The organism is Streptomyces sp. NPDC023541, assembly GCF_055559995.1.
In genome coordinates, this window is the sequence record NZ_JBVHJO010000007.1 from 17,127 (window position 1) to 30,000 (window position 12,874).

At 72.5% G+C, this 12,874-nt stretch carries 10 protein-coding genes; 7 read left to right on the top strand and 3 right to left on the bottom strand.

Going from position 1 to position 12,874, the window contains the following annotated elements:
* Positions 1-66: 66 nt before the first annotated feature.
* Positions 67-330, bottom strand: coding sequence for a WhiB family transcriptional regulator (locus ACZ3X1_RS18665; protein WP_003983763.1), 264 nt, complete (start codon positions 328-330; stop codon positions 67-69).
* 625 nt (positions 331-955) lie between these two features.
* Here ACZ3X1_RS18665 and ACZ3X1_RS18670 point away from each other — a divergent pair.
* The 3 genes from ACZ3X1_RS18670 (at position 956) to ACZ3X1_RS18680 (ending at position 3,985) form a co-directional block, all read left to right on the top strand.
* Positions 956-1,510, top strand: coding sequence for a cysteine dioxygenase (locus ACZ3X1_RS18670; RefSeq protein WP_356812523.1), 555 nt, complete (start codon positions 956-958; stop codon positions 1,508-1,510).
* Between the two features lie 220 nt (positions 1,511-1,730).
* The gene (cofD, locus tag ACZ3X1_RS18675) at positions 1,731-2,690 is read left to right on the top strand and encodes a 2-phospho-L-lactate transferase (protein ID WP_467280329.1); all 960 of its coding nucleotides are present in this window, start codon (positions 1,731-1,733) and stop codon (positions 2,688-2,690) included.
* Positions 2,687-3,985 (top strand): coenzyme F420-0:L-glutamate ligase, encoded by a 1,299-nt coding sequence (locus tag ACZ3X1_RS18680; protein WP_467280330.1) that lies wholly within the window; start codon positions 2,687-2,689, stop codon positions 3,983-3,985. Before cofD ends, ACZ3X1_RS18680 begins: the two co-directional genes overlap by 4 nt.
* A 209-nt stretch (positions 3,986-4,194) precedes the next feature.
* Here the strand turns inward: ACZ3X1_RS18680 and ACZ3X1_RS18685 are convergent, their stop codons facing one another.
* Positions 4,195-5,202, bottom strand: a complete 1,008-nt coding sequence (locus ACZ3X1_RS18685) for a DNA-3-methyladenine glycosylase family protein (protein ID WP_356812520.1) — start codon at positions 5,200-5,202, stop codon at positions 4,195-4,197.
* Positions 5,203-5,325: 123 nt separating this feature from the next.
* Positions 5,326-6,711: a peptidoglycan recognition protein family protein gene (locus ACZ3X1_RS18690; RefSeq protein WP_356812519.1), complete on the bottom strand. Its 1,386-nt coding sequence runs from the start codon at positions 6,709-6,711 to the stop codon at positions 5,326-5,328.
* Positions 6,712-6,850: 139 nt separating this feature from the next.
* Between ACZ3X1_RS18690 and ACZ3X1_RS18695 the strand changes: the two genes are divergently transcribed.
* From ACZ3X1_RS18695 to ACZ3X1_RS18710, 4 genes are all read left to right on the top strand, one after another.
* On the top strand, positions 6,851-7,600 hold the full coding sequence (locus ACZ3X1_RS18695; protein WP_356812518.1) for a TIGR03089 family protein: 750 nt from the start codon (positions 6,851-6,853) through the stop codon (positions 7,598-7,600).
* 174 nt (positions 7,601-7,774) lie between these two features.
* Entirely contained in the window at positions 7,775-9,013 is a 1,239-nt protein-coding gene (locus tag ACZ3X1_RS18700) for an LCP family protein (RefSeq protein WP_467280331.1), read from the top strand.
* Positions 9,014-9,236: 223 nt separating this feature from the next.
* The gene (locus ACZ3X1_RS18705) at positions 9,237-10,976 is read left to right on the top strand and encodes an LCP family protein (protein ID WP_467280332.1); all 1,740 of its coding nucleotides are present in this window, start codon (positions 9,237-9,239) and stop codon (positions 10,974-10,976) included.
* 65 nt (positions 10,977-11,041) lie between these two features.
* On the top strand, positions 11,042-12,733 hold the full coding sequence (locus ACZ3X1_RS18710) for an LCP family protein (RefSeq protein ID WP_467280333.1): 1,692 nt from the start codon (positions 11,042-11,044) through the stop codon (positions 12,731-12,733).
* Positions 12,734-12,874: the final 141 nt, after the last annotated feature.

Here is a 12,874-nt window from a genome sequence, read left to right on the forward strand (position 1 = left end):
TGCTCGGATATTCGGATATGTCGTGCGGGGTGCTGCGGGTGCCGCGCCGGTGGTGGTCCGGCGGTGTCAGACGGCTGCCTTTTTCAGGCGCCGGCGCTCGCGCTCGGACAGACCGCCCCAGATGCCGAATCGCTCGTCGTTGGCGAGGGCGTACTCAAGGCATTCGGAGCGGACCTCGCAGGCGAGGCAGACCTTCTTGGCCTCGCGGGTGGAGCCGCCCTTCTCCGGAAAGAAGGACTCGGGGTCGGTCTGGGCGCACAGGGCGCGCTCCTGCCATCCGAGCTCCTCGTCCGCTTCCTCGACCAGCAGTTCCTGAAACAGCTCGGTCATGTGCGCCCCTCGCTCTGTTGGTGCGTCCCCGTGGTCACGTCGTCACTCATCGCTACGTAACGACACGAGTGAAATTACAAGTGCGTGGCTCCGGGGCAGTCAAGCCGAGATCTGCTATTGGGCCCCTTATTCACTCTGCGGAACCAAGCCTATGCAGAAAGTGTTCATATCGCCAAAAATCGTGACACATGCCATCGGCGTCCTCAGACGTCACCTTCACCCGTTATCCACGCGTCACCTGGAAGCGGGGTTGCGATCGGCCGCGAAGAGCGGCACAGATCACATTCAGGTCACGACATGGCGGGATCAGGTTTAACCCCGGCGCAGCGCAGTTGCCCCGTCATGGACTGCACAAACCTTTCTCCGAACACAGCGACCGGATGAGGTGAAACTTTTACCCCAAACCGGACATTGGGTTGACAGCCGGACCCTGAACCCGGTCTCCTGGTTCGCATGTCAGCGCCCGCAGCCACCACCCGGACCCCCATTCGTGGGTTCCTGTGCGCTGCCCAGGTTCGCTGTTGCTGTTGCTGCTGTTGATGCCCGTGGAGCCTCGGCTCCCCAGAGCTCCGGCCCTCCCCACAGCGACCGCCAGCACGACTGACATCCGTCGAGGTACACCCCGATGAACAGCACCCCCGCCAGCGCCACCACCGCTCCCGCGACCGCCGTCGCCGACGTGCCCGCCGCCGTCGAGAGCGACCTCCAGATCGCCGGCGACATCCTCGCCGTCCAGCACCTCCTCCAGCCCGCCCGCGAACACCCGGCCACCATCGCCGAGTTCGTCGGCCTGGCCCGCTCCATCGCCGAGGACCGCGCCTCCTGGGAGCACCTCGTCCGATACGACGCCACCACCCGCTGGTACCACCGGCTGCGCACCGGCCCCGGCTACGAGGTCTGGCTGCTCAGCTGGGTCCCCGGCCAGGGCAGCGGCCTGCACGACCACGGCGCCTCCTCCGGCGTCCTGACGGTCCTGGAGGGCGAGCTCACCGAGCACACCTCCCGCGGACGGCTCACCCACCGCGCCGGCGCCCAACGCGTCTTCGCCCCCGGCTACGCCCACGAGGTCGTCAACGACACCCTCGACGGCGCGGTCAGCCTGCACGTCTACTTCCCCGGACTGACCGAGATGCCGATGCACAGCTGCTCCCCGGCCGAATCCGAGTCCGTCCCCGCCTGACCCCGGCCCGCCTGCGACTCCCGCCCGCCGTCCCCCGGCGACAGCCTTCGGCCGACAGTCCCGCCCGCCGCCCGACCACCACCCCTCCACGACAGCCTTCGGCTGACAGTCCCACCCGCCGCCCGACCACCACCCCTCCACGACAGCCTTCGGCTGACAGTCCCACCCGCCGCCCGACCACCACCCCTACACGACAGCCTTCGGCTGACAGACTGTCTGCATGCGCATTGTTGTTCTGGCCGGCGGTATAGGCGGCGCCCGGTTCCTTCGCGGACTCAAGTCGGCGGTGCCCGACGCGGACATCACGGTCATCGGCAACACCGGTGACGACATCCACCTCTTCGGGCTCAAGGTCTGCCCCGACCTGGACACGGTGATGTACACCCTCGGCGGTGGCATCAACGAGGACCAGGGCTGGGGCCGCACCGACGAGTCCTTCACCGTCAAGGAGGAACTCGCCGCCTACGGGGTCGGACCCACGTGGTTCGGCCTCGGCGACCGCGACTTCGCCACCCACATCGTCCGCACGCAGATGCTCGGCGCCGGCTACCCGCTGAGCGCCGTCACCGAAGCCCTCTGCGACCGCTGGCAGCCCGGGGTGCGGCTGCTGCCCATGTCCGACGACCGGGTGGAGACCCACGTCGCGATCACCGAGGCCGGCACCGGCGAGCGCCGGGTCGTCCACTTCCAGGAGTACTGGGTCCGGCTGCGCGCCTCGGTCGACGCGGAAGCCGTCGTACCCGTGGGGGCCGAGCAGGCCAAGCCCGCTCCCGGCGTGCTGGAGGCCGTCGCCGCGGCCGACGTGATCCTCTTCCCGCCGTCCAACCCCGTGGTGTCGGTGGGCACCATCCTCGCCGTGCCCGGCATCCGGGAGGCCGTGGCCGCCGCCGACGCCCCCGTCGTGGGCCTCTCCCCCATCGTCGGCGGAGCGCCCGTGCGCGGCATGGCCGACAAGGTGCTCGCCGCGGTCGGCGTCGAGGCCACCGCCGCCGCGGTCGCCCTGCACTACGGGACCGAGCTGCTCGACGGCTGGCTGGTCGACACCGCCGACGCGGACGCGGTCGCCGAGGTGGAGGCCGCCGGGATCGCCTGCCGCGCGGTGCCGCTGATGATGACCGACCTGGAGGCCACCGCCGAGATGGCCCGGGCCGCGCTGGAGCTGGCGGAGGCCTCTCGGTGACGGCGGCCCCCTCGTACGAGGTGCGGGCCGTCCCCGGGATGCCGGAGGTCAGGCCGGGCGACGACCTGGCGAAGCTGATCACGACGGCCGCGCCCGACCTGCGCGACGGCGACGTCCTGCTCGTCACCTCGAAGATCGTCTCCAAGGCCGAGGGGCGGATCGTACGGGCGGACTCGCGCGAGGCCGCCATAGACGCGGAGACCGTACGGGTCGTCGCGCGCCGGGGCGCGCTGCGGATCGTCGAGAACCGGCAGGGCCTGGTGATGGCCGCCGCCGGCGTGGACGCCTCCAACACCGCCCCCGGCACGGTGCTGCTGCTGCCGGAGGACCCCGACGCCTCGGCCGCCGCGATCCGCGCCGGGGTGCGCGACGCGCTCTGCGCGGACGTGGGCGTGGTCGTGACGGACACCTTCGGGCGGCCGTGGCGCAACGGGCTGACGGACGTGGCCATCGGCTCCGCCGGGGTGCGGGTCCTGGACGACCTGCGCGGCGCCACCGACGCCCACGGCAACCCGCTGAGCGCGACGGTGGTGGCGACGGCGGACGAGCTCGCCGCCGCCGGCGACCTGGTCAAGGGCAAGGCGGCCGGGCTTCCGGTGGCCGTCGTGCGCGGACTGGCGCACGTCATGGGCGAAGGCGCCTCGGCACGGGACCTGGTGCGCACACCGGCCGACGACATGTTCCGGCTGGGGACCTCGGAGGCGGTACGGGAAGCCGTGACGCAGCGCCGGACCGTACGGGCCTTCACGGCGGAGCCGGTGGACCCGGGCGCGGTGCGGCGGGCGGTCGCGGCGGCCGTGACGGCCCCGGCCCCGCACCACACGACGCCGTGGCGGTTCGTGCTGCTGGAGTCCGAGTCCTCGCGGTTGCGGCTGCTGGACGCGATGCGGGACGCGTGGATCGCGGACCTGCGCTCCGACGGCAAGTCCGAGGAGTCCGTCGCGAAGCGGGTCCGGCGCGGGGACGTGCTGCGGGCCGCCCCGTACCTGGTGGTGCCGTGTCTGGTGACGGACGGGGCGCACCACTACGGGCACGCCCGGCGGGACACCGCCGAGCGGGAGATGTTCGTGGTGGCGATGGGCGCGGGCGTGCAGAACCTGCTGGTCGCGCTGGCCGGTGAGCGGTTGGGCTCGGCGTGGGTGTCCTCGACGATGTTCTGCCGGGACGTGGTGCGGGAGGTGCTTGAGCTGCCGTCGGACTGGGACCCGATGGGGACGGTGGCGGTCGGCCACCCGGCGGCGGCCCCGCCGCAGCGGCCGGGGCGGGCGGCGGAGGACTTCATCCAGGTCCGGTGACTGCGGCCGGCCCGGCGGACCGGCGGGACACCCCTTGGAGTGTCCGCGAAGCAGCGTCGGCCGCCCCGAGGGAGGGCGGCGCGGCGGGCCCGGCGCCGTGCATCGCAAGGCGGAGGCGCTCCCGCGTACTCGACGTACTCGCCAGCCCCACCAACGCAGCGAGGCGCGGTGCCGGGCAGCGCGGCCCGGCAAGAACCGAAGGACACGGCCTAGAAGCGGCCGATGTCGCTGCGGTACATGCGGGGGGCGCGGCGGGGCGGGGTGCGGCCCGCCAGGAGGATGAGGCGGGCCGCGCGGTGGCGCTGGCCGGCGTACGGGGCGAGGAGCTCCAGCATGGCGGCGTCGTCGGCGTCGCGGTCTCCGGCGAGGGCGTAGCCGATGATGCCGGGCAGGTGCAGGTCGCCGGTGGTGACGGCGTCGGGGTGGCCGTTGCTGCGCTGGAGGGTCTCGGCGGAGGTCCACGGGCCGATGCCGGGGACGGCCTCCAGCCGTCGTGCGGCCTCGGGCAGGTCCATGGCCGCCGCCTCCTCCAGGCGGCTCGCGACACGAACGGCACGGACGATGGTGTCGGAGCGCTTGGCGTCGACCCCGGCCTTGTGCCAGTCCCAGGACGGGATCAGCGCCCAGGTGCGGGGGTCGGGCATGACGTACAGGTTCTGCCCGTGCGGGCCGGGGGCGGGCTCGCCGTACTGCCGTACGAGGCGGCGCCAGGCGCGGTAGGCCTCGTCGGCGGTGACCTTCTGTTCCAGGACCGTGGGGATCAGGGACTCCAGCACCAGGCCGGTGCGGGTCAGGCGCAGGCCCGGACGGCTGCGGTGGCTGGCGTGCACCAGGCGGTGGCGGGGGACGAAGACCGCCGGGTCGTCTCCGGCGCCGAGCAGCGCGGGCAGGTGGTCGAGGAGCCATGCGGCGCCGGCGCCCCAGGCCTCGGCGTCGATCTCCGCGCCGGCCGGTCCGGTCCGCGAGACGCGGAGGGTGGCGGGCCCCTCGGGGGTCCGGGTGGCGCGCCAGACGGAGCCGTCGGGTGTGGTGCGGAAGGTGGGGTCGCCGGGGCCGCGGCGGAGGGGGCCGAGAGTGAGGCCGAGGTCGACGGGGCCGTCGGGGATCCAGCGGCGCTCCCCGGCCCCGCCGCCGGCGCTGCTTGCGCGCCCCGGCGGCACGTCGGTGCGCCCGCCGCGCACGACGGTCCGGTTGAGGGGTTCGAAGCGGCCGGCCATGTACCGAGCCTAAGCGCTCCGCGGCCCCCGCAGTGGGCTGCGGTGGCCGGGCGGACGAGACACCCCCCGGGAAGTGTCTGGTCGATCAGGCCGCGCCGCGAGCCCGGCGTGTTCGGCGAGATCCTAGGGGCGGCCCTGGAGTTTGGCCGAGGAGGTGCGGGTCGTCGGGAGTTTGCCGTAGAGCTTCTTGCCGGGGCATTCCGTGGCGAAGCCGTCGCGGTGGCCCGAGATGACGTTCATCGAGACGTTTTGGCCCTTCGGGTAGCGGTTGCCGCCGCCCGACTTGAGGGTGGTCTTCGCGCGCGGGTCCCGGCCGAAGAGGCCGAGCTTCCAGGCGGTGAGGCGGGCGACCGCGTCGACGGCGGCGGCGGGGGGCGCGGAGGAGGTGAAGGTGCCGAGGACCGCCACGCCCATGCTGTCCGTGTTGAAGCCCATGGTGTGCGCGCCGAGGACCGGCTTGGAGACGCCGCCCGCGCGGCCCTCGTAGACCGTGCCGCACTTGTCGACGGCGAAGTTGTAGCCGAAGTCGCGCCAGCCGCTGCTGACCACGTGGTAGCGGTACAGGCTGCGGAGCACCGCCGGGGCGTCCTTGCAGGCGTAGTTGTTGCCGGAGGCGCTGTGGTGGACGAACGCCGCCTTCACGGTGTTCGTGTAGGCGAAGGCCTTCTCGCGCAGGGACTCGTCCGCGCCCCACCCCTTGCGGGTGACGATCCGCGGGCGCGGGCCGATGTAGGGGGCGGCCGCCGCGGTCAGTTCGCCGTCGCTGGCGAAGACGGCGTCGGCGGTGGAGTCGGCCTTGTTCAGCTCGGTGATCTCGTTCGCGCCGAGCTGGGCGTGCGGCACGTTCGCCTCGGAGGCCTCGGCCATCTCCATCGTGAGGCCGGGGGCCACCAAGTCGCCCTTGTCGTCGCCCGGGCCGCTGTTCTTGCCGTCCGTGGGCCCCGTGGGCGCTGCCTCGCCGGGGTCGACGAGTTCGATCCGCAGGCCCGAGGGCAGCCGGGATCCCGCGCGGGTGGCCGGGGCTCCCGTTTCCGCCTGGACGCGGACCTCCACGCCGTCGGACTCGCCGACCCACAGGGGGGCGGTCGCTCCGCGGACCCGGCCGGAGCCGCGCTCCACCGCGTCGGGGTCGGCCGCGTGCTCGCTGTTGTGGACCTCGACGTCCTGCCAGTCGGACCAGGTCGCGGTCCGGGTGGAACGCGTACGGACCTGGACGCGGCCGTTGAGCTGGGTCGCGATGTCGTCCCAGACGACGCCGACCAGCGAGAACGTCTTGACCTCACGGGCGGTCAGGCCCTGCGTCTCGGGACCGCGGGGCGCGGCGCTCATTCCGGGGACGCCGGGGCTGCGGTCCGCCGCGGGTCCCACGGGGGTGAGCGGCAGCGACTGGGTGGACCCGGCCGGGGTCACGGGGACGGTTTCGGCGAGTGCTGGAGTCGGGAGCGCGAGGGGCAGGGCCAGTGCGGCGGCCGTCGCGACGCCGATCGAGGAAGCAAGGAATCCACGCATGAAAAGGATGGTGAACACGCGCACCACCGGGCGCCATCCGAGATCTGATGCTCCGTCGGCTGGGCCGCCGATACCCCTCCCCCGTACGGAGGAGCCGCGGGCCCCCGTACGGGGGAGGGCCCCGCGTACGCTGTGCCGGGTGAACGCCATGACCCGCACCCCTGCCGACCTGCTGCGATCCGCGCTCGCCGCCGATCCGGGCCGCCCGCTCGTCACCTTCTACGACGACGCCACCGGCGAACGCGTCGAATTGTCCGTCGCGACCTTCGCCAATTGGGTGGCCAAGACCGCGAATCTGCTCCAGGGCGACCTGGGGGCCGAGCCCGGGGACCGGCTCGCGCTGCTGCTCCCCGCGCACTGGCAGAGCGCCGTGTGGCTGCTCGCCTGCGACTCGGTCGGGGTCGTGGCCTCGGTGGGCGGGGCCCCGGGCGACGCCGATCTCGTCGTCAGCGGCCCGGACACGCTGGAGCGGGCCCTGGAGTGCGGCGGCGAGCGGGTGGCTCTCGCCCTGCGGCCGCTGGGCGGGCGCTTCCCGCAGCCCCCGGCCGGGTTCGCGGACTACGCGGTGGAGGTGCCGGGACAGGGTGACCGTTTCGCCCCCTTCGTACCGGTGGATCCCGAGGATCCCGCGCTGGTCGTCGGCGGCGAGGAGCTCTCGCACACCGCGCTGGTCGCCCGCGCCCGCGAGGACGCGGCGAAGCTCGGCCTGGGCGAGGGCTCGCGGGTCCTGACCGGGCTGGGCTACGACACCTGGGAGGGGCTTTCCGCCGGGCTGTACGCCGCGCTGGCTGCGGGGGCCTCCGTGGTGCTCTGCCGGAACCTGGACCGGCTGTCGCCCGAGGGACTGGCGCAGCGGGCCGAGAGCGAGCGCGTCACCCACACGGTCTGACTCAGGCACCCGCCCCGTCACCCACACTGATCAATCTCGGGAACGGTCGATCTCTCACCCGAACGGCCCTAGACACGGCCCCGCCCCCGGGCTGCTCCGGCACCCCGGGGGCAGGATCGGCAGTGGCCGTGCTCCCCCGTACGGCTGCTCGCAGCGGCGAGGGGACGGACGCCAGTGACGGACAGCGCAGGCATACCGGGCGGCACCGACGCGGCCGGAGGCGAACGACGGCCTCCGCGGAACCGCAGGCGTCGGCTGCTGCGCTGGATCGGCCTCGGGCTGACCCTGCTGGTGCTGGCGGGCGCGGCCACCGGCTGGTGGCTCTACAGCAAGTTCGACGGCAACATCACCGAGGACACCTCGGCCGCGGCCGAGCTGGAGCGCTACGAGCGCGAGCGGCCGGCGCACCTGGCCACGGGCGCCCAGAACATCCTGCTGATCGGCTCCGACTCGCGCTCGGGCAAGGGCAACGCCGGGTACGGGCAGGACCGGGGCACCCAGCGGTCGGACACCACGATCCTGCTGCACCTGCCGAAGGACCGCCGGAGCGCGACCGCGGTGTCGATACCGCGCGACCTGATGACGCAGATCCCCGCCTGCACGCAGCCGGACGGGAGCCGCAGCGTGTCCCGGTTCGCCCAGTTCAACTGGGCGTTCCAGTGGGGCGGGGCCGCCTGCACGATCCGTACGGTGGAGGCGTTCACCGGGATCCGGATCGACCACCACATGGTCATCGACTTCGGCGGGTTCAAGAAGATGGTGGACGCCATCGGCGGGGTGGAGGTGTGCCTCAAGCAGCCCGTGAACGACGCCGAGGCCAAGGTGCGGCTTGCCGCCGGGCGGCAGACCCTGCACGGCGAGAAGGCACTGGGCTTCGTCCGCGCCCGGCACAGCCTCGGCAACGGCAGCGACACCGAACGGATGGAGCGCCAGCAGCAGTTCCTCGGCGCGCTCGTCAAGAAGGTGCAGAGCAACGGGGTCCTGCTGAACCCGGCCCGCCTGTACCCGCTGCTGGACGCGGCGACGTCCTCGCTGACCACCGACAGGGGGCTGGCCTCGCTGCGCGACCTGTACGAACTCGTGCGGGGCGTGCGGAACATACCGACCGAACAGATCAAGTTCCTGACGGTTCCGCGCCGGCCCTACGCCGCCGACCCGAACCGGGACGAGTTGGTGGAACCGGGCGCGGCACAGCTGTTCCGGCAGCTGCGGGAGGACGCACCCGTGAGGGTGGCCCCTCCGGAGCCCTCGACGACCCCGGCCCCGGCCACCGCGACGGCGGCGCCGACCCCCTCCGCGACGCCCACTGCCGCGGTTCCGGAAGGGAATTCGACCGGCGAGGGAACCCCGACCCCCTCCGCGCCCATCCCTACCTTCACAGGAACGACCGCAGGGAACGCGGAATGCCGGTAAAGCAATCCCAAAGGCCGGTGACCGAACCGAGTGGGATGGGCGGTTCACCCCGTTATAAGGGGAGTGGAATTTCTCACCCACCATGGTTTGCGGCCGAACAGGACGGATAAGGTGAGCGATCCGGTGCCCGGCCGGACCGGAGACCGGGCACCAGCAGCCGGATCGTTGACCGAGCGCCTGGGGGAGGCGCGTCGCGAGGCACCGACGGAGGATTCGAGCAACCGTGGATGCGCAGAGCCGTGGACGGGCGGACGAGATCGACCCCGCCGACCAGTGGGTGCTCAACCCCCGCACAGGCAATTACGAACTGCAACTGGGTGACTCCACTGCGCAGCAGCGGCCCAGGGTCGCCGCGCCTCGCAGGTCGGCGTCGGCGGCCCCCGCAGCCCCCACCGCCCCCTCCCCCGGCGTACCCGGGCCGCGCCGCGGCGACGCCCCGCCCGGGGGCCGCAGGGGCGGCCGCTCGCGCAAGGGCGGCGGCGGTGGCGGACGCCGCAAGAAGGCTCTGCTGATCACCAGCGGGACGCTGGCGCTCCTGCTGGTCGGCGGCGCCACGGCGGCGTACCTCTACTACGACCACCTGAACGGCAACCTCAGCGTCACCGACGTCGCGGGCGCGGGCACGGGCGGCTTCAAGAAGGACCAGCCCATCAACATCCTCGTCATCGGCACCGACAAGCGCAGCGGTGAGGGCAACGAGGGCTACGGGGACAAGGACAGCGTCGGCCACGCCGACACCACGATCCTCTTCCACGTCTCGAAGGACCGGACGAACGCGACCGCGCTGTCCATCCCCCGCGACCTGATCACCAACATCCCGGCCTGCCCGACGAAGCAGCCGGACGGTTCGACGAAGACCATCGCGCCCGTCAAGGGCACCCGCTTCAACACCAGCCTGGGCCAGGAGGGCCGCGACGCGGGCTGCACCATGCGCACGGTCAAGGAACTCACCGGGATCGAGGTCGACCACTTCATGATGGCCGACTTCAACGCCGTCAAGACGCTGAGCACGGCGGTCGGCGGAGTACCGGTCTGCCTGGACAAGGCCGTGAACGACGAGGAAGGCTCGCAGCTCAAGCTGGGCCCCGGCGAACACAGGCTGTCGGGTGAGCAGGCCCTCGCCTTCGTACGCACCCGGCACGGTTTCGGCAACAACAGCGACCTCGACCGGATCAGGATCCAGCAGCAGTTCCTGGGTTCGATGATGCGCCAGATGAAGTCGCAGGAGACGCTGACCAGCCCCAAGAAGTTCCTGTCCCTCGCGGAGGCGGCCACCAAGTCGCTGAGCGTGGACTCGGGTATCGGCTCCATCGCCAAACTCACCGACCTGGCCGGCGAGTTGAAGAACATCGACACGAAGAACATCACCTTCACCACCCTGCCCGTGAAGGACAATCCGGCCGAACCGGAGGGCAAGAAGGCGACCGTCGTCGTCGAGAATTCCCTGGCCGACCCGCTGTTGCAGATGATCCGGGGGGACGTCTCCCTGACGGAGGTCGAAAAGAAGGAGCAGGCCGCACAGGAGGCGGCCGACGCGGACACGAAGGCCAAGCAGGACGCCCTGCTCCAGGGCAACCGGGCGCCCGCCGGGGACGTACGGGTGAGCGTCTACAACGGCGGCGGGCCCTCGGGATCCGCCTCCACCACGCTGAAGTGGCTGCAGGACACCAAGGGGATGTCCAAGACCAGCAACCAGGGCAACGCCCCGGCGAAGGTCGGTGCCACGCAGCTGGAGTACGCGCCCAACCAGGCCGACCAGGCCCGGGCGCTCGCGGACGCCATGGGCCTGCCCGCCACCGCGCTGAAGATGGGGACGACGGACGCGGCGGCGAAGACCCCGATGAAGCTGACGCTGGGCCCGGACTTCCAGAAGCCGGGCACCCCGCTGGCGCCGCCGGTTCCGCAGGAACTGCCCAAGGACGTCCAGCAGGCACAGGCCGACAAGGCGATCTGCGCCAAGTAGCGGGACGGACGTTGCCGGTCGGACCGGCGCAATGTCGACCAAGAAGGACCTTGAGGGGGATACGCGTGAGGCACAGCGACGTGCGGGAGGAGGGGGCGGGCGCCCAGGCCGACGGGGACATATCCGGCGGCAGGGCGAGCGCGCCCGGCACGGTGCCCCCGCAGAGGGGCGGCTCCGGGTCGGGCCGCCGGGACGGCGCCCGTCCCACCAGGCAGGGGCGCCGGCGCGTGCTGCGCTGGGTCTCCTCCGTCCTGTCCCTGCTCATACTCGGGACGGCGGCGGCCGGCTACCTCTACTACCGGCACCTCAACGGCAGCATCCAGACGGACGCGCTGAACCTCGGTGAGAACAAGCTGGGCGGTTCCAAGCCCAACGCCTTCGGGCAGACCCCGCTGAACATCCTGCTCATCGGCTCCGACGCGCGCGACGACGCGGAGAACCAGGCCCTCGGCGGGGCCACGGACAGCTTCGACGGGCCGCCGCTCGCGGACGTCCAGATGCTGCTGCACCTGTCCGCCGACCGCAGCAACATGTCCGTGATCTCCATGCCGCGCGACACGATGCTGACGATGCCCAAGTGCACCGAGCCCGGCGGCAAGGTGCACCCCGCCAGCAAGGGGCTCGTCCAGACGAACGAGTCGATCCAGCGGGGCGGACCGGGCTGCACGGTCGCCGCGTGGACCGAGCTGACGAAGATCCCCATCGATCACTTCATGATGATCGACTTCAAGGGCGTGGTACGGATGGCGGACGCCATCGGCGGCGTCCCGGTCTGCGTCGAGCAGAACGTGCACTCCCGTACGCGCGACGGCAAGGGCTCCGGCCTGAAGCTGCCGAAGGGCACGAGCGTCATCCAGGGCGAGACGGCCCTGCAGTGGCTGCGCACCCGCTACGGCTTCGAGGACGGCACCGACATCGGCCGCACCCACGCCCAGCACCAGTACATGAACTCGATGGCCCGCGAGTTCCGCAGGAACGCCAAGCTCAGCAACCCGGTCAAGCTCAACAGCCTGGCACAGGCGGCGATCGAGGCCATGGTCGTGGACACCGGCCTGAACAAGATCGACAAGCTGTTCGACCTCAGCATGGAGCTCAAGAAGGTCCCGCCGGGCCGCATCACCATGACCACCATGCCGTGGGTCTACAGCACCAGGCCCGGCCTGGACGGGCGGGTCGAGCCCAAGGCGGGCGAGGCCGAGGACCTCTTCCGGATGGTCCGCGAGGACATCGCCCTGGACGGCCAGGGCTCGGACTCCCCGGACGCCTCCGCGTCCCCCGCCGCCCCGTCCGCGCCCCCGCAGCAGCCCAGCGCCGCCGCCACCGCGGCGGCCACGGCCGCGCCGCCCGCGAAGATCGCCGTGACCGTCCGCAACTCCACGGGCGGCAAGGACGGCACCGAGGCCAAGGTCAAGGGCCGGGCGAGCGAGGTCGCGGCCCTGCTGACCGGCAAGGGCTTCACCAAGGTCGTCGCCGACACCCAGACGGGCGCGGAGGACACCTCGGTGATCCGCTACGCCACCGACACGCAGGCGGCCGACGCGGCCGCCGTGGCCACCGCCCTCGGCCTGCCCGCCGCCTCGGTGCAGAAGTCCGACCAGGTCGCCGGAATCGTCGTGTTCGTCGGCAAGGACTGGCGCTCCGGCGGCACGCCGGCCGCGCCGGCGCCCGCCCCGACCAAGGCGCCGGACTCCGCCCACGCGCTCAACGGCGACAACGACCAGGCCTGCATGCCGATCCAGCCCGGCTTCACCTGGTAGCACGCACACGAGAGGGGCCCGGGGCGGGGGGGGGGGGGGGGGGGGGCCCCCCCGCCCGGGCCGGGGGGGGCGGGGGGGGCGGGGGCGCGCCCGGGCGCCACGCCCGGCGGCGGGGCGCGCGGGGGGTTGTCGGCCCGGGGC